The following is a 16,527-nucleotide window of genomic DNA, read 5'->3' on the forward strand; positions in this document are numbered from 1 at the left end:
ACCGGCCTCGGACGGGGTCAGCCGTCGCTCGTCACGGAGGGACACCTCTCGGCGGAGCCTTCGGTGCGCCAGGCACCACGAGCCGTCACGGTGACCTTCGTCGAGGCGATGTCGGTGTCCGGGGCCATGACGAGGCGGGCGGCGGCGGCCGTGCAGGTCAGTTGGGCGACGGCCGTCTCGGTCAACGGCTCGGTGTCCAAGGGCAGTTCGATCGTCACCCGCGCGCCGTCCGTCCGCACCGTGGGGGTGGCCGCCAGCAGGGGCAGCTCGGTGGTCAGGCCCTTACGGAGTTCCACGGGTTCCGGGCCCCTGAGCACCGACTGCACGGCCGTCTCGATGTCGACCGGGCCGAAGTCCTGGCGGCGGACGGCGAGCGGGGTGCCCTTGCCGACGAAGTAGAGGACCAGCGCCGGCCGGATGCCGGTGGCGGGCTCTCCGGCCTCCACGACACCGGTCTCGGGGATGCCGCAGGAGGAGAGCAGAAGGGCGGTCGTGAGCAGCAGCGCGGGCCGGAGCGAGCGGCGGGCGGGGCTCACGACTTCTCCCTGGCCAGAAACCGTTCCGAGAGCCGCTCCGAAGGCCGCTTCGAGAGCCGCTCCGACGGCCGCTTCGAGGGCCGCTTCGAGGGCCGCTTCGAGGGCCGTTCCGGAGACGGTTCCAACGGCCGTTCCAATGGCTGTCGTCGGGGCCCTTGCGGAGGTCGGCTCAGGGGGAACTCGACCGTGAACACGGCGCCCCCCTGCGCGCGGTTCGCCGCCCCGACCGTGCCGCCGTGCAGGTGGACGTTCTCGGCCGCGATCGAGAGCCCGAGGCCGCTGCCCTCCGTTCTGGTCCGGGCGGTGTCCGACTTGTAGAAGCGGTCGAAGACCTGCGGCAGGACGTCCTCGGGAATGCCCGGCCCGCTGTCCAGCACCTCGATGACCGCCCACCCCGTTCCCTCCGCATCCGGCGACTCCCGTGCGTACAGGCGCAGTTCCACGGGGCGGGCCCCGTGCCGGAGCGCGTTGCCGACCAGGTTCGCGACGACCACGTCGAGACGGCGCGGGTCCACCCGGCCGCGCAGTTCGCCGGGCCCGGGAAGCCGGGTGTCCACCAGGTCCAGCCACGCGCGGGCGCCGAGGGTGCGCCGCAGGGACTCGGCGAGGTCGATGTCGTCCAGCTGCAGGCCCGCCGCGCCCGCGTCGAAGCGGGAGATCTCCATCAGGTCGTCCACCAGCCGGGCCAGCTTCACGGTCTCCTCGCTGATGAGCCGTACGGCCGTGGCGGTGTCCGGGGCGAGCCGGGCCGCGTCCTCGTCGAGGATGTCGGTGACCGCCGACATCGCGGCCAGCGGGGTGCGCAGCTCGTGCGACACGTCCGCGACGAAACGGCGGGCGCGGGCCTCCATGCGGCGCAGTTCGGCCACGGACTCCTCCAGCGCGGCGGCGGTCTCGTTGAAGGTGAGCGAGAGGTCGGCGAGTTCGTCGGAGCCGTTGATGGCGAGCCGGGTGTCCAGGTGGCCCTCGGCGATCCTGCGGGTGGCCCGGCGCAATTCCCGTACCGGGCGCAGCACGCCCCGGGCGGCCAGCAGGGCGAGCAGGACGGCCAGGCCCAGCGCGGGCACGACGGCGCGCCCGATGGCGGCGACCAGGGCGTCGACGTACCCCTGTTCGCCGGTCTGCGGCACCACCAGGAAGACCGCGACCCCGGACGACGGGTGTTCGGTGGGCGTTTCCAGGGTGACCGGCAGGCCGACGACGAGCGAGGAGCGGCCGTCCGTCGACACCCGCTGGAAGACGGCGGCCCGGCGGGAGCCCACGGCCGACCGCATGGCGGGCGTCAGTTCGGTGAACCCGTCCTGTGGCACGGAGGTGGCGCGCAACTCGCGATAGGTCGCCAGTACGCGCCAGTTCTGCGCCGGTTCGGCGCGCGCCACCAGCGTGGCGAGCCATTCCAGGTCGGCCCGGCTCGGGGGGTAGGACATGCTCACGGCAAGGGTGTTGACGTGATAGCGAAGGCGCTTGATCACGGCGTCCTGGCTCTGCTGGAGCACCCCCGTGCGGGCCTCCCGGAAGGTCAGGGCGCCCGTGGTCAGGGTGGCGACGGCGGCGACGAGCACGAACGCCACCAGCAGCCGGCCGCGCAGCCCGCGCAGCGGTGACTTCACCGGGACTGGAACCGGTAGCCGAAGCCGCGCACGGTCTGGATGTACCGCGGCTGCCCCGCCGGTTCGCCCATCTTGGTCCGCAGCCGCTTGACGCAGGCGTCCACCAGCCGGGAGTCGCCGTGGTAGCTGTGCTCCCAGACCGCCTCCAGCAACTGCTGGCGGGAGAAGACCTGGCCGGGCGAGGCCGAGAGCGTCAGCAGGAGCCGTAGTTCGGAGGGGGCGAGGGTGACCGGCACACCCTGCCGGGTGACGGTCAACCCGGCCCGGTCTATGGCGAGTTCGCCGTTCTCGCCGTGGGCCTCGATCTTCGGTATGCCGCCCTCCGCGGGTGTGCCGCCGACCCGGCGCAGGACCGCACGGATACGGGCCTCCAGTACGCGTGCCTGCACCGGCTTCACGACGTAGTCGTCCGCTCCGGCTTCGAGCCCGATCACGATGTCCGTGTCGTCGCCCCGGGCGGTCGCCATGATGATCGGCACCTGGTCCTCGGCACGGATCCGGCGGCACACGTCCAGGCCGCTCAGGCCGGGCAGCATCAGATCGAGCACGACGACATCCGGCCGGAAGGACCGCAACCGGGCCAGTCCGTCCTCTCCCGTCCCCACGGCGGTGACGTCGTGTCCCTGGCGGCGCAGCGCGAGCAGGACGCCCTCCCGTACGGCGCGGTCGTCTTCGATGAGCAGGACACGTGACATGCGCTCAGTATCCGTACAGCTCAGGAGACTTGAGGCGAGGACGAGCCGTGACCGGGGAACTGTTACGCGACGATCACATAGTCCGACCATCGCCGGAACGTTACACTTTCGTTACCTCTTGGGCAAGATCCCATCACATCGCGCGCACAGCCTTGGCGGCCATGACCAAGAACGCTCACCGTGCGACGCCTTCGACCTCGCGATCCCGTCGTCGCGGAGGTCCCGTGGACGCCGGCGGGCCCGGCCGGAACCGTAACCGGAACCCGAACCGTAAGGGGAAAGGCCCCTTGCTGGGCGGCCTGGCCGCGCTCGCCGTGTTCGCCTCGGCCGCCGCCCTGGCCCTGCACGCGACGTCGCCCGCCGCCTCCACATCCGACGACGAGCCCGCTGCCGCCGCACGGCCCTCCCGGTCGGCATCGTCCCCGTCTTCTTCCCCGTCCGTGTCCGCGTCCGTGTCCGCGCCCCCGAAGCCGAGCAACACGGCTGCCAGAGCCGAGGGCGGTGAGAAGGCCGACAGCAAACCCAGCGGGATGGTCAACCCGTCTTCGGGCTCTACTTCGGGCTCTTCCTCAAGCTCCTCCGTGGACTTCGTCCCGGCCTCGGGCCCCGGCACGTTCACCACCGCCGGGGGCACGAGCCCGACCGTGGGGAAGGGCAGCCGCTTACTGCGCTACGAGGTCGTCGTCGAGGACGGCCTCAAGCAGTCGGCCGACGGCGTCGCCCAGCAGGTGGAGGGCATACTCGCCGACCGGCGCGGCTGGACGGCCGACGGCGTGTCCGCGTTCCGGCGCGTCTCCAGCGGTACGCCCGACTTCGTCGTACGGCTCGCCACGCCGACAACGGTGGACAAGATCTGCGGCCGGTACGGGCTCGACACCGGCGGTGAGGTCAACTGCAGCGTGGGCAAGGACGTCGTGGTCAACCTGAAGCGGTGGCTGCTGGCCACTCCCGTGTACGCCAAGGACGTGAACGCCTACCGGGCGCTGATCATCAACCACGAGGTCGGCCACTTCCTCGGCCACAACCACGTGACCTGCCCCGGCGCGGGCCGGCCGGCCCCCGTGATGATGCAGCAGATCAAGGGCATGCTCGGCTGCACCCCCAACGTCTGGCCGTACGACACCGCGGGTGTGCTCATCACCGGACCCGCCGTGCCCTGACCTCGGCCTTCAGCCTTCGATCGTGTGATGGTCGGCTCGCGGGCCGGGAACTGGCCTCCCGGGAACGGACCACGCACAGGACGCGTGTCGCCGCCCTCCCGCTCGGTCCACAGGAACGGTTCATGGACGTCGGTACCACCGTCCGTCAGGGCGACTCGGCGCTCGGTGGCGTCAAGACCCGTCCGTCCCCGGCCGGGCGCGCACCCCGCGCCGGTCGTCTTCCTCGCTCCGCGGCACCCGGCACTGCCCGAAGCGCGGGCACTGCCGTAGTACGAACCCGGCCCGGGGATCAAGGCTGTCTCCGGGAGGGCAAGGTCACAGCCGCGCCCTCTGCTGCTCACCTGCGGATCTGGCCTAGCATCCGAGCATGACGGTCCTGCCTGACGACGGGCTCTCGCTGGCCGCCGAGTTCCCTGACGCGACCCATCAGCAGTGGCAGCGCCTCGTGGCGGGCGTACTGCGCAAGTCGGGCAAGGAAGTCTCGGACGAGGCAGCCGAGGAGGCTCTGTCCACCACGCTGGAGGACGGGTTGCGCGCCCGGCCCCTGTACACCACACACGATTCCGCGCCCGACCCCGGCCTGCCCGGCTTCGCCCCCTTCGTACGGGGCGGCCGTGCCGAGGGCACCACCCTCGGCGGCTGGGGCGTACGGCAGCGGCACACGGCCGCCGACGGCGCCGCGGTCCTCGCGGACCTGGAGAACGGGGTCACCTCGCTCTGGCTGGTCGTCGGCGCGGGCGGCTTCCCCGTGTCGTCGCTCGGCCGGGTCCTCGACGGCGTCTACCTCGACCTGGCACCCGTTGTCCTCGACGCGGGACGTGAAGTCGAGTCCGCCGCCGGGGAGTTGCTGCGGCTGTACGAGGAACGGGGGGTCGCCGAGGAGGCGGCGCGCGGCAACCTGGGAGCCGACCCGCTGGGCTTCGAGGCGCGTACGGGGGACGACGGCTTCGACTTCGCGCCCGTCGCCGCTCTGGCGCGGCGGTGCGCGGAGGAGTACCCGGGACTGCGGGCGCTGACCGTCGACGCCCTGCCGTACCACGAGGCCGGCGGGTCCGCCGCTCAGGAGCTGGGCTGCTCGCTCGCTACCGGTGTCGCCTATCTGCGGGAGCTGACCGCCGCGGGGCTGAGCGTGGAACAGGCCTGTGCTCAGCTGGAGTTCCGGTACGCGGCCACCGCCGACCAGTTCCTGACCATCGCCAAGCTGCGGGCGGCGCGCAGGCTGTGGGCGCGGGTCGCCGAGGTCTGCGGGGCCCCGGGCGGACAGCTCCAGCACGCGGTGACCTCGCCGGTGATGATGTCCCGCCGGGACCCGTGGGTGAACATGCTGCGCACGACGGTCGCCACGCTGGCCGCCGGGGTGGGCGGCGCCGACGCCGTCACCGTGCTGCCCTTCGACCACGCCCTCGGCCTGCCGGACGCGTTCGCCCGCCGGATCGCCCGCAACACCTCGACGATCCTGGTCGAGGAGTCGCATCTCGCCCGGGTGATCGACCCCGCGGGCGGCTCCTGGTACGTGGAACGGCTCACCGACGAACTGGCCCACGCGGGCTGGGAGTTCTTCCAGCGGATCGAGCAACTCGGCGGTCAGGCCGCCGCCCTGCGTTCGGGCCGCGTCGGTGAGGATCTGGCCGCCACCTGGGAGGCGCGCAGCGCGAAGCTCGCCAAGCGGCGCGAACCCGTCACCGGGGTCAGCGAGTTCCCCAACCTGGCCGAACGCCCCGTGGAGCGCGAATCCGCCCCCGAGCCGCCGTCCGGCGGACTCCCCCGCGTACACCGCGACGAGGCGTACGAGGACCTGCGCGCCCGCTCCGACGCCCACCTCGCGGCGACCGGGACCCGGCCACGGATCTTCCTGGCCGCCCTCGGCCCCGCCGCCGCCCACACCGCCCGCCTCACCTTCGCCTCGAACCTGTTCCAGGCGGGCGGCATCGAACCCGTCACCGAGGGCACCTTCGAGGACAGCGGTGCCACCGAGGTCTGTCTGTGTTCGAGCGACGCGCTGTACGAGGAACGGGCCGCCGAGGTCGCCGCCTCGGTGCGGTCGGCGGGCGCCGCGCAGGTGTTCCTCGCGGGGCGTCCCGGGCAGTACCCCGGTGTCGACGCCTACGTCTTCGCGGGCTGTGACGCCGTAGCCGTGCTCTCCGCCACCCTCGACCGCATGGGAGTGTCCTGATGCCCGTCCCCGACTTCTCCGGGATCGAGCTGGGGGTCCCGACAGCCGACGGCGGCGCCGACGAATGGCGCGCTGCCGTCAAGAAGGCCACCGGCGGCGACGACCTCCTCTGGGAGACCCCGGAGGGCATCGCCGTCAAGCCGCTCTACACCGGGCAGGACCTGGAGGGCCTGGACTTCCTGGGCACCTACCCGGGCATCGCCCCGTATCTGCGGGGCCCGTACCCGACGATGTACGTCAACCAGCCCTGGACGATCCGCCAGTACGCGGGCTTCTCCACCGCCGAGGAGTCCAACGCCTTCTACCGGCGCAATCTCGCGGCCGGCCAGAAGGGCCTGTCCGTCGCCTTCGACCTGCCCACCCACCGCGGCTACGACAGCGACCACCCGCGCGTGACCGGTGACGTCGGCATGGCGGGTGTGGCGATCGACTCGATCTACGACATGCGGCAGCTCTTCGACGGCATCCCGCTGGACAGGATGACGGTGTCGATGACGATGAACGGCGCCGTGCTGCCGGTGCTGGCGCTGTACATCGTGGCGGCGGAGGAACAGGGCGTACCGCCCGAGAAGCTGGCCGGGACCATCCAGAACGACATCCTCAAGGAGTTCATGGTCCGCAACACCTACATCTATCCGCCGAAGCCGTCGATGCGGATCATCTCCGACATCTTCGCCTTCACCTCGCAGCGGATGCCGCGCTACAACTCCATCTCCATCTCGGGCTATCACATCCAGGAGGCGGGCGCGACGGCCGACCTGGAGCTGGCGTACACACTCGCGGACGGGGTGGAGTACCTGCGGGCCGGCCTGGGCGCCGGGCTGGACGTGGACGCGTTCGCGCCCCGGCTGTCCTTCTTCTGGGCCATCGGCATGAACTTCTTCATGGAGATCGCCAAGATGCGGGCGGCGCGGCTGCTCTGGGCCAAACTGGTCAAGCAGTTCGACCCGAAGAACACCAAGTCCCTTTCCCTGCGCACCCATTCGCAGACCTCCGGCTGGTCACTGACCGCGCAGGACGTGTTCAACAACGTGACGCGTACGTGTGTGGAGGCGATGGCGGCGACCCAGGGTCACACGCAGTCGCTGCACACCAACGCCCTCGACGAGGCGCTCGCCCTGCCCACCGACTTCTCGGCGCGCATCGCCCGCAACACCCAGCTGCTGATCCAGCAGGAGTCGGGCACCACCCGGGTGATCGACCCGTGGGGCGGCAGCGCGTACGTCGAGAAGCTGACGTACGACCTCGCGCGCCGGGCCTGGCAGCACATCGAGGAGGTCGAGGCGGCGGGCGGTATGGCGCAGGCCATCGACGCCGGTATCCCGAAACTGCGCGTGGAGGAGGCCGCGGCCCGCACCCAGGCCCGGATCGACTCCGGGCGCCAGCCGGTCATCGGCGTCAACAAGTACCGCGTGGAGACCGACGAGCAGATCGACGTCCTCAAGGTCGACAACTCCTCGGTGCGCACCCAGCAGATCGAGAAGCTGCGGCGGCTGCGCGCGGAGCGCGACGAGCAGGCCTGCCAGGACTCGCTGCACGCCCTGACCCGGGCCGCCGAAGGCACCGGCAATCTCCTGGAGTTGGCGGTGAACGCGGCCCGCGCGAAGGCCACCGTCGGCGAGATCTCCGACGCCCTGGAGAAGGTGTACGGGCGGCACGCGAGCCAGATCCGTACGATCTCCGGTGTGTACCGCACCGAAGCAGGTGAGTCCCCGTCCGTCGAGCGCACCCGCACGCTGGTGTCCTCCTTCGAGGAGGCCGAGGGTCGCCGCCCCCGCATCCTGGTCGCCAAGATGGGCCAGGACGGCCACGACCGCGGCCAGAAGGTGATCGCCACCGCCTTCGCCGACCTCGGCTTCGACGTCGACGTCGGCCCGCTGTTCCAGACCCCGGGCGAGGTGGCCCGCCAGGCCGTCGAGGCGGACGTGCACATCGTCGGGGTGTCCTCGCTGGCGGCCGGACACCTCACCCTCGTACCGGCGTTGCGGGAGCAGCTCGCCGAGGAAGGGCGCGAGGACATCATGATCGTGGTCGGCGGGGTGATTCCGCCGCATGACGTGCCCACGCTGCTGGAGATGGGCGCGACGGCCGTCTTCCCGCCCGGAACGGTGATCCCGGACGCGGCGTACGACCTGGTCGAGCGCCTGGCCACCGATCTCGGTCACGTCCTCTGACCCCCATGGCGATCGACCTCGACACCTATGTGAAGGGCGTACTCGACGGGAAGCGGGCGCTGGTGGCGCGTGCCATCACGCTCGTCGAGTCGACGAAGCCCCAGCACCGGGCCATGGCACAGGAGTTGCTGACCGAGCTGCTGCCGCACAGCGGGCGGGCCCGGCGGATCGGGATCAGCGGTGTGCCGGGCGTCGGCAAGTCGACGTTCATCGACGCGTTCGGCACGCTGCTCACCTCGCTCGGGTTCCGGGTCGCGGTGCTCGCCGTCGACCCGTCGTCGAGTCGGACGGGCGGGTCGATCCTGGGTGACAAGACGCGGATGGAGCGCCTGGCCGTCGACCCGGCGGCCTTCGTGCGGCCCTCCCCCACCGCGGGCACGCTCGGCGGGGTGGCCAAGGCGACCCGGGAGTCGATCGTGGTGATGGAGGCGGCCGGTTACGACGTCGTCCTGGTGGAGACGGTCGGCGTCGGCCAGTCCGAGACCGCGGTCGCGAACATGGTCGACTCCTTCCTGCTGCTGACCCTCGCCCGCACCGGAGACCAGTTGCAGGGCATCAAGAAGGGCGTTCTGGAACTCGCCGACGTCATCGCCGTCAACAAGGCGGACGGACCGCACGAGCGCGACGCCCGGGGCGCGGCACGGGAGTTGGCGGGCGCGCTGCGGCTGATGCATCCCGTCGACGCCGCCTGGACCCCGCCGGTGCTCAGTTGCAGCGCCCGTGAGTCGACCGGCCTGGACACGGTCTGGGAGCGTCTCGAACAGCACCGTACGCTCCTCGACTCCACCGACCGGCTCGCCGCCAAGCGCCGCGAGCAGCAGGTGGACTGGACGTGGACGATGGTCCGCGACGAACTCCTCGGCCGGCTGCACGCCGACCCGGCCGTACGCGCCCTCGGGCCCGCCCTCGAACAGCAGGTCAGGGACGGCGAGTTGACGGCCACGCTCGCCGCCGAGCGCATCCTGCGGGCGTTCGGGAGCGACGCGAACTGATCATGCCGGCCGGAAAGTCTTCGCCCCGGCCGGGCTCCACCCCCCAAGCTGGCCCGTGCAGCTGGTTCGCCCCCGTCCGCCAGGCGGGATGCGTCGCAAGAGGGAACCCGGTGGGAATCCGGGACTGCCCCGCAGCGGTGAGCGGGAACGACCGCCGTCATACGCACTGGGCCCGACGAACAGGGTCTGGGAAGCGACGGCCAGTAGGTGTTCCTCCGTCAGGAGGGCGTGCTCGCGAGTCCGAAGACCTGCCAACTGCCCGCGTACGAACGATGCGTGCGCGGACATCCCGGTGACCTCGTGGGCGGGTCGGCGTACATACCTGGCGGGCACGGCCACCGTGCGTCCGCCCGGTCTGGCGTTCCTTCGCGCTCGCGTCCCGTCCCGGGATCCCAGGGACACAGCTCGCGAAGGAGAGTTCCGTGACAGCGAAGTCCGCAGCCGCGGCGGCACGGGCCACCGTGTACGGCCACCCCCGCCAGAGTCAGGGCCGCGAGCTGGCCGAGCACGGCTACCCGCGGGAGGCCGGGCCCGGTGTGTACGACATCCACTCCCCGCGCGTGCCGAGCGCGGACGAGGCAGCCGCCCTGCTGCGCAAGGGACTTGAGGCCATCCCCGCCGAACGGCTCTGGGTCAACCCCGACTGCGGACTGAAGACCCGCGGCTGGCCCGAGACCCGGGCGTCCCTGGAGAACCTGGTCGCGGCCGCCCGAACGGTCCGCGCCGAACTGCCCGCCGACTGATCCGTTCGACGGGCCGATCCGTTCGACGGGCCGGGGACACGCGTGTCCCCGGCCCGTCACGTCCAGGAGGGTGGCGGTGTCGCGGGACCCTGATGCGCGCCCGGTGGGTGGGTCGCCCGGTAGGTGGGTCGCCCGGTGGGTGGGTCAGGCGCGCAGGCCCGTAAGGCCGTCGTAGGCGGCCATGACCATGTCGAGTCCGCGATTGTCGTCCCCGGGTTCGCGCATCTGGTTGGTCACGTACGCCACCACCATGCGGGCGTCGGGCTCGATCATGACCATCGAGCCGCCCCAGCCGCCCCAGCCGTAGGTGCTGCCGAACAGGCCGTACCCCAGGCCCCAGCGCATCTGCATGCCCAGCATGCGGTCCTCGCCGCGGAACTGCTCCTGCCACGCCCGCTCGCAGCCCTCCCGCGACAGCAGCCGCACACCTCGTACCGTTCCCCCGCACGCCATGGCCGACTGCGCGAGCGCGACCGAGCGGGCATGGCCGAACCCGCTCGCCGCGGGGATCTGCGCGCGGCGCCAGGCCACGCTGTTGCCGTCACGAACCCGTATCGCAGTCCCGTCGGCGGGTGCTGCGGTGCTGCCGGGGGCGCTCGAAAGGTAGTCCTCGTCCCGTGACGGCGGCGGGACCGAGAGCGCGACCCGGTGGTCGTGCTCCGCGGACAGCCCGATGTGGAAGTCCGCGCCCAGCGGCCCGGCCACCTCGGCGGCGAAGAACTCACCCACGCTGCCGCCGGTGATCCGGCGCACGACCTCGCCCACCAGGAATCCCTGGGTGAGCGAGTGGTATCCGGCCGCGGTGCCCGGCTCCCACCGCGGAGCCTGCAGCGCGAGCCGCCCGGTGGCGGACGGCCAGTCGCAGACTTCCTCGACCGTCAAGGCCTCGTCCCAGTCGGGCAGGCCCGCGGTGTGCGCGAGCAGATGCCGCACCAGCACCCCGCCCTTGCCCGCCGCGGCGAACTCCGGCCAGTACCGCGCGACCGGCGCGGACAGGTCGAGCTCACCGCGGTCCGCCAGGACGAGGGCGCACAGCGCCGTCATCGTCTTGGTGACCGACCACACGCCGGTGATCGTGTCGCGCTGCCAGGGGATCGTACGGTCCGCGTCAGCCCATCCGCCCCAGACGTCCACCACCGGCTCGCCGTCCACGAAGACCGCCACCGAGGCGCCCGCGTCCCCGGCGTCCAGCAATGCGGCCAGCGCGCCGGGCACCGCGGAGAACAGTTCGTCGTACGAGCCCTGAATCTCGACCATGCGTGGAACCTAGCCCGCGCCGCACCATCGCGGTCAACCGAATTTCCGGCGGGCCGCCGCGTCCGGCCCCCCTGCCGGGGACCGGAATCAGCCATCGTCTCGTCCTACGCGCCGAAGAACGGATCGTCCACCACGTAGAGCCAGCGGCCGTCGAGCTGGCGGCGCACCACTTCGGTGGTGTCGGTCGTCACCGGCTCGGGGGCGAGGCCGGTCACCGTGGCGGTCGAGGACAGCACGGCGATGTCTCCCACCCGGTGGATCTTCCTGAGCTGAAGAGCGACATGCGCCTCGTTGTCGACGTACGGGCGCAGTGCCTCCCTGATGGCGGCGGTGCCGGTGACCGCGGTGCCGCTCGGATCGGGGACGAAGACGCCCCGGGGCTCGTACAGGGAGACCAGGCCGTCCAGGTCACCGGCCTCCAGACACCGTTCGAAGAGCCCGGCGAGCTCGTGGGGTTCCCTGGCGACGGCGGCGTCCGAACGGACGGCCGCCGGCCGGTCGCCCCAGCCCGAGGCGTCGATCACGTCGTGCCAGTCCGGCAGCGTTCCGTACGGCAGATGGCGGCGGAGCACCTGGCCGGGGAAGCCACCCACGGGGCCGGCCTTGGCGGGGTTGGCCAGGGCCTGCCGCACGATGATGTCGGTCAGCGCGTAGCCGAGGTCCTCCCGCGGAAAAGCGGTGTGGACCCGCTCGGCGAATCCCGCTCGGAGCTCTTCCTTGCCGCGGCCAAAGATGTCGAGGCCGATTCCCGCCTGTGCGAGGGCGACCTCCGGGCCCTTTCGTGCGGCGATCCCGTCCGAGGTGTGCAACGCGACGGCGTCCCACACCACGGCGACGGTGTCCTCGCCGGCTCCGCGGTCCCTCAGGAACCGGGCGGCGAGGTCGGCGCCGTCGACCTCGAAACGCTGGTCCCCGTTGCCCTGCTCGGACAGTCCCAGGTCGTGCAGCACGCAGCTCAGGAACACCAGCTCGTCGTCGTAGTCGGTGCCGGGCCCGAGCCCCCGGCGGTCGGCGAGTTCCGCGGCGAAGAGGTAGCTGCGCAGGCTGTGGCGGTAGACGACGCCGGGCTCGGTCTCCTCGGCGAACCGCAGGGCGCCGACGGTCAGCTCGGTCAGCGGAAGTTCGAAATCGTCATAAGGGGCGGGCAGCGCGAGGTCCATGGCGAGTGCTCCTGACTCGGACCGGGATGTCTCACCATCCTGTGACCGGCGCAGCCTCGCGACCAGGGGCCAGAATGCCAGCATCCGCTAAGTTCTAGCCATGCATGTTGTCGCGATCCTGGCACTCGACGGCGTCCTGCCCTTCGAGCTGTCGGTGCCCGGCCAGGTCTTCGGCACCGCCAACCTCGCCATGTCCACCCCGTACTACGAGGTACGCGTCTGCGCCGAGCGCCGTAGCGTCACCACGTCCGCCGAACACGGGGCCTTTCTCCTCGACGCCCCCTGGGGCCTGGACGGCCTCGCCGAGGCCGACACCGTTGTCGTCCCCGGCCACACCGGTTTTCTGGAACCGCCCCCGAGCGCCGTGCTGCGGGCCCTGTCCGAGGCGGCCCTGCGCGGCGCCCGCCTGGCTTCCGTGTGCATCGGTGCCTTCACCCTCGCCGCCACCGGTCTGCTCGACGGACTCCGGGTCACCACACACTGGCAGTACGCCGACGAACTCGCCCGCCGCCACCCTCGCGTCGACGTCGACCCGGCCGTCCTGTTCATCGACAACGGCAGTCTGATCACCTCGGCGGGCATCGCCGCCGGGCTCGACATGTGCCTGCACCTCGTACGCCGCGACCTCGGCGCCGACCTGGCCGCCGCAACCGCCCGCCGCACCGTGATGCCGCTGCAACGCGACGGCGGACAGGCCCAGTTCATCGAGCACGCCGGCCCCGCCGCGTACGACACCTCCCTCCAACCGACCCTGCACTGGATGGAAGGCAACCTGCACCGCCCCCTGCCACTGGAGGAGATCGCGGAACACTCCGCCATGAGCGTGCGCAGCCTGAACCGGCGCTTTCGCGCGCAGACCGGCACCACACCCCTGCAGTGGCTGCTGCGCGCCCGCGTCCACCGCGCCCAACAGCTTCTGGAGACCACCGACATCCCCATCGATCACGTGGCCGACCTGGCGGGCTTCGGCTCACCCGCGACGCTGCGCCACCACTTCGCCCGTCTGACCGGCACCTCCCCCCATGCCTATCGCACCGCTTTCCACTCCCGGCAGACCCTGACTCGCTCCGACCGGCGCGAACCACTTCCCTGACGCATTCGAGTGACAGCCCGCATCACATTCGAGGGGGCTGTCTCGTCATAGGGGTATGAACACGAAACTCCGGTACGCCGCTCTCGGCATCCTGACCGTGACGGGGCTGTACACAGGCTTCTGGGCCTACTTCTCCCCCACGAGCTGGTACGCGAACTTCCCCGGCCTCGGCCTCAGCTGGCTGCCCCAGCTGGGCCCCTACAACGAACACCTCGCCAAGGACGCAGGGGCCATGTTCCTGGCGCTGGCCGTGCTGACGATCATCGCCATGCGTTCCGTGCACAACACCCGGCTGGTGCAGACGACGGGGGCGGTGTGGCTGATCTTCAACGTGCTGCACTTCACCTACCACGTGCAACACCTCGACATGTACAACACGCGCGACCAGGTACTCAACGTCGTGTCCCTGGCCGCACTGGTCCTGCTGGCGGTCCTGCTGCTGATCCCGGCCCTCCCCGGGCGACGGGACGACACCCGATGACGTACGACCACAACCACAACCACGGCGACAACCACAGCGACAGCGACAGCGGGATGAACGCGAAGGAGAGGCTCGGCATGCGGGTGGCAGTGGCAGGCGGGACCGGACTGGTCGGACGGCACGTGGTCGAAGAGCTGACGGCGGCAGGACAGGAACCGGTGGTGCTGTCGAGATCACACGGTGTGGACCTCGTGACCGGCGCGGGCCTGGACGCGGCCATGGCGGACGTGGACGCGGTCATCGACGTCAGCAACACGACGACCACAAGCGGCAAGAAGGCCATCGCGTTCTTCGACAGCGCAGCCCACCACCTCCTGGACGCGAGTGAGCGAGCCGCGGTGGGCCACTACGTCCTGCTGTCGATCGTCGGCATCGACCGTGTCGGCCTCGGCTACTACCAGGGAAAGCTGCGCCAGGAGGACGTCGTCAAGAACGGGCGGACACCGTGGACGGTGCTGCGCGCCACCCAGTTCCACGAGTTCGCCGAGCAGACCCTCGACCGGGTACCGAAGCCCCTCGCCGTGGTGCCCCGGATGCGGACCCAGCCGGTCGCGGCCCGCGAGGTGGCCCAGCATCTGGTGCGGCTCGTCCTGGCCCCGGCACAGGGCATGGCACCCGACCATCACGGGTGTCAGGGGTGTCACGGGTGTCAGGTGACCCGGTCCTTGGTGGTGGAGGCCGTGCGGGCTCGGATGCGGACGGCGGCGACCGTGGGGGAAGAGGTGAAGGCGGTCGTGACTTGGAGGAGCCACGCGGCCTCGGCGGCGATCGTGCCCGCTATCTGCTGAGGTACGGGACCGGGGCGGTGCGGACCGGCCTGACGGTGTCCGGCGCGTTTGCTCTCCAGGGCCGCGGCGATCGTGGCGGCTTCCAGGACCGCGCGGCGGTCCGCGGAATGGTCCACGGCCTCGGCGGCCCAGCCCGGAACGTCGGTGGGGACGTAGGGGCGCAGAGCGAGGTGGCCGTCGCGGATCTCGATGACGCGGCGGTAGAGGGCGAACTCGGCCCTCCGCAGGGCCGGGCGGCGGGTGGCGGCGGACGGATCGAGGGCGATCTGCGGGAGTTCGGTGCGCAGAGCCGACCACAGCGGCTCCAGAGCCCGGTGGGTGCGGTACGCGAACAGCCAGCGGCCGGGCGCGCCGAGGGGGCCCTCGGGCAGCGCCGCCCACCAGGTCGCGGTGGCCCCACTGGTGGCGAGAATGGCGGTGACGGCGCCGAGCACACTGCACACCGCGTCCTCGCTGGGCATCTGAACCCCGCGCGCCAGGTTGGTGGGGATGTAGGTCAGCACCCACAGGGTCCACACCGTGCCGACCTGCGCGGCGAGCGTCATCAGCCGCAGTCCCGTACGCATCGGCCCCGACGCCAAGTGACGTGTCTGGCCGACGAGTTCGCGGACCAGGACGAGCAGGCACCAGGAGCCGTAAGCGGCGAAGAGCACGTTGTACGAGGCGAGGAGCCACCGCCGGTCCACCGGGGCGGCGCCCAGGCCGCCCTCGGCCCTGGCGCCCGCGGCGAGCAGGGTCACGGCCCCGACCGCCAGTACCGCGACCGCCAGCCACAACTGCCGCCGTACCGAACGCCGGTCGGAACCGGAAGGCCTGAGCGACAGTGCCACGAAGAGGAGCAGGGCCTGCGCGCAGGTCTTGAGTTCATGAGTGGCCAGCATCATCACCGTGTCCAGCGGCGGCCGGCGGTGCAGGGCGGACACCACCACCGGGGCTCTGAACAGCATCGCCGTTCCCATGCACCCGGCGAAGCCGGCGATGTACCGCTGCGCGGGGTCGGCCCCCCGCAGGATGATCACCGCGCGGTGGGCCGCGAAGGCGAGGAAGACGGCGGCGGCGAGCAGCGTGCCGAGGTCAGCCATTCGGGCCGCCCTGGTCGCTGGAGGACTCGCGGTCCCGTGGCCGTCCGAACAGTGTGCGCAGTCGCGACCACTCCGGGACGGCCGGTCCGGTCCGGGCCAGATGTGCCGCGCGGGTCAGGATGAGCGAGGCGACCAGTTCGGCCTCCTGCTCCTGCGGCTCGGTGTACACGCTCCGGTTGAGGACGCGTTGGACCAGTGCCGGGGGCAGGTCGGGCAGCAGGACGCGGGCGGCGACGGACGCGGCGGACGCCGTCTCGTAGTGGCCGCAGATGACGTGGGCGGCCTCGTGCAGGAGGATGTGCTGCTGATGCAGTGGCGTGGTGTCGGTGGCATAGACGATGTAGTCGGCGCGGTCGGTGGTGACCAGAACACCACACGGAACGTCCAGCCGGGAGGAGACCGGGACCAGTTCGATCGGGCGGCCGCGGGTGCGGGCGAGCGCACGGATGAATTCGGTGACGTCGAAAGGGTTGGGCAGATCGAGCTTATTGACGATCCGCCGACATCGCCGCCACTGTCGCCTTCGCCGGTCAGTACTCACAAGCCGTCCTCCCACCGCCACCGGGACCCGCGAGCTTTGCCG

At 71.4% G+C, this 16,527-nt stretch carries 13 protein-coding genes, 2 pseudogenes and 1 riboswitch; of the genes and pseudogenes, 8 read left to right on the top strand and 7 right to left on the bottom strand.

What is annotated here, in order from left to right; genetic code table 11:
- Window positions 1–17 precede the first annotated feature (17 nt).
- From RV986_RS08225 to RV986_RS08235, 3 genes are read right to left on the bottom strand one after another with little or no spacing between them, the layout of a single operon-like run.
- Window positions 18–536 carry a hypothetical protein gene (locus RV986_RS08225; protein ID WP_475916755.1) on the bottom strand — a complete coding sequence of 173 codons (519 nt, stop codon included), beginning with the start codon at window positions 534–536 and terminating at the stop codon, window positions 18–20.
- A complete protein-coding gene (locus RV986_RS08230; RefSeq protein WP_475916756.1) occupies window positions 533–2,146 on the bottom strand; it encodes a sensor histidine kinase in 1,614 nt (537 codons plus the stop codon). The genes RV986_RS08225 and RV986_RS08230 overlap by 4 nt, the downstream gene beginning before the upstream one ends.
- A complete protein-coding gene (locus tag RV986_RS08235) occupies window positions 2,143–2,841 on the bottom strand; it encodes a response regulator (protein WP_475916757.1) in 699 nt (232 codons plus the stop codon). The genes RV986_RS08230 and RV986_RS08235 overlap by 4 nt, the downstream gene beginning before the upstream one ends.
- A gap of 287 nt (window positions 2,842–3,128) precedes the next feature.
- Between RV986_RS08235 and RV986_RS08240 the strand changes: the two genes are divergently transcribed.
- The 5 genes and pseudogenes from RV986_RS08240 to RV986_RS08260 all read left to right on the top strand — a co-directional run.
- Window positions 3,129–4,001, top strand: coding sequence for a DUF3152 domain-containing protein (locus RV986_RS08240; RefSeq protein ID WP_475916758.1), 873 nt, complete (start codon window positions 3,129–3,131; stop codon window positions 3,999–4,001).
- 367 nt (window positions 4,002–4,368) lie between these two features.
- Window positions 4,369–6,174 (top strand): methylmalonyl-CoA mutase family protein, encoded by a 1,806-nt coding sequence (locus tag RV986_RS08245; protein WP_475916759.1) that lies wholly within the window; start codon window positions 4,369–4,371, stop codon window positions 6,172–6,174.
- Window positions 6,174–8,348 (top strand): methylmalonyl-CoA mutase, encoded by a 2,175-nt coding sequence (gene scpA / locus RV986_RS08250; protein ID WP_475916760.1) that lies wholly within the window; start codon window positions 6,174–6,176, stop codon window positions 8,346–8,348. Before RV986_RS08245 ends, scpA begins: the two co-directional genes overlap by 1 nt.
- A gap of 5 nt (window positions 8,349–8,353) precedes the next feature.
- A complete protein-coding gene (gene meaB / locus RV986_RS08255; protein ID WP_475916761.1) occupies window positions 8,354–9,340 on the top strand; it encodes a methylmalonyl Co-A mutase-associated GTPase MeaB in 987 nt (328 codons plus the stop codon).
- Between the two features lie 45 nt (window positions 9,341–9,385).
- Window positions 9,386–9,610, top strand: a riboswitch (cobalamin riboswitch).
- A gap of 224 nt (window positions 9,611–9,834) precedes the next feature.
- Window positions 9,835–10,083: pseudogene (locus RV986_RS08260) on the top strand (5-methyltetrahydropteroyltriglutamate--homocysteine S-methyltransferase); the annotation flags it as partial.
- 144 nt (window positions 10,084–10,227) lie between these two features.
- On the opposite strand, the gene RV986_RS08265 reads toward RV986_RS08260, so the two are convergent.
- Window positions 10,228–11,340 carry a serine hydrolase domain-containing protein gene (locus tag RV986_RS08265; RefSeq protein WP_475916762.1) on the bottom strand — a complete coding sequence of 371 codons (1,113 nt, stop codon included), beginning with the start codon at window positions 11,338–11,340 and terminating at the stop codon, window positions 10,228–10,230.
- A gap of 104 nt (window positions 11,341–11,444) precedes the next feature.
- Complete coding sequence (locus RV986_RS08270; RefSeq protein ID WP_475916763.1) at window positions 11,445–12,500, bottom strand: nuclear transport factor 2 family protein; 1,056 nt, start codon at window positions 12,498–12,500, stop codon at window positions 11,445–11,447.
- Between the two features lie 100 nt (window positions 12,501–12,600).
- On the opposite strand from RV986_RS08270, the gene RV986_RS08275 reads away from it, so the two are divergent.
- From RV986_RS08275 to RV986_RS08285, 3 genes are read left to right on the top strand one after another with little or no spacing between them, the layout of a single operon-like run.
- Complete coding sequence (locus tag RV986_RS08275; RefSeq protein ID WP_475916764.1) at window positions 12,601–13,593, top strand: GlxA family transcriptional regulator; 993 nt, start codon at window positions 12,601–12,603, stop codon at window positions 13,591–13,593.
- Between the two features lie 55 nt (window positions 13,594–13,648).
- Window positions 13,649–14,074, top strand: a complete 426-nt coding sequence (locus RV986_RS08280; RefSeq protein WP_475916765.1) for a hypothetical protein — start codon at window positions 13,649–13,651, stop codon at window positions 14,072–14,074.
- The gene (locus RV986_RS08285; RefSeq protein WP_475916766.1) at window positions 14,071–14,862 is read left to right on the top strand and encodes an SDR family oxidoreductase; all 792 of its coding nucleotides are present in this window, start codon (window positions 14,071–14,073) and stop codon (window positions 14,860–14,862) included. The genes RV986_RS08280 and RV986_RS08285 overlap by 4 nt, the downstream gene beginning before the upstream one ends.
- Here the strand turns inward: RV986_RS08285 and RV986_RS08290 are convergent.
- Window positions 14,853–15,944: pseudogene (locus tag RV986_RS08290) on the bottom strand (MAB_1171c family putative transporter); the annotation flags it as partial. The gene RV986_RS08285 and the pseudogene RV986_RS08290 overlap by 10 nt on opposite strands.
- Window positions 15,937–16,485 carry a ParH-like protein gene (locus RV986_RS08295; RefSeq protein ID WP_475916767.1) on the bottom strand — a complete coding sequence of 183 codons (549 nt, stop codon included), beginning with the start codon at window positions 16,483–16,485 and terminating at the stop codon, window positions 15,937–15,939. The gene RV986_RS08295 and the pseudogene RV986_RS08290, both read right to left, overlap by 8 nt.
- Between the last annotated feature and the right edge of the window lie 42 nt (window positions 16,486–16,527).

The organism is Streptomyces sp. RLA012 (genome assembly GCF_056270325.1).

Excerpts from the sequence above, each read along its gene's own strand:
- RV986_RS08235 (WP_475916757.1), bottom strand. The coding sequence starts at position 2,841 with ATGTCACGTGTCCTGCTCATCGAAGACGACCGCGCCGTACGGGAGGGC.
- RV986_RS08245 (WP_475916759.1), top strand. The coding sequence starts at position 4,369 with ATGACGGTCCTGCCTGACGACGGGCTCTCGCTGGCCGCCGAGTTCCCT.
- scpA (WP_475916760.1), top strand. The coding sequence starts at position 6,174 with ATGCCCGTCCCCGACTTCTCCGGGATCGAGCTGGGGGTCCCGACAGCC.
- meaB (WP_475916761.1), top strand. The coding sequence starts at position 8,354 with ATGGCGATCGACCTCGACACCTATGTGAAGGGCGTACTCGACGGGAAG.
- RV986_RS08265 (WP_475916762.1), bottom strand. The coding sequence starts at position 11,340 with ATGGTCGAGATTCAGGGCTCGTACGACGAACTGTTCTCCGCGGTGCCC.
- RV986_RS08270 (WP_475916763.1), bottom strand. The coding sequence starts at position 12,500 with ATGGACCTCGCGCTGCCCGCCCCTTATGACGATTTCGAACTTCCGCTG.
- RV986_RS08275 (WP_475916764.1), top strand. The coding sequence starts at position 12,601 with ATGCATGTTGTCGCGATCCTGGCACTCGACGGCGTCCTGCCCTTCGAG.
- RV986_RS08280 (WP_475916765.1), top strand. The coding sequence starts at position 13,649 with ATGAACACGAAACTCCGGTACGCCGCTCTCGGCATCCTGACCGTGACG.
- RV986_RS08285 (WP_475916766.1), top strand. The coding sequence starts at position 14,071 with ATGACGTACGACCACAACCACAACCACGGCGACAACCACAGCGACAGC.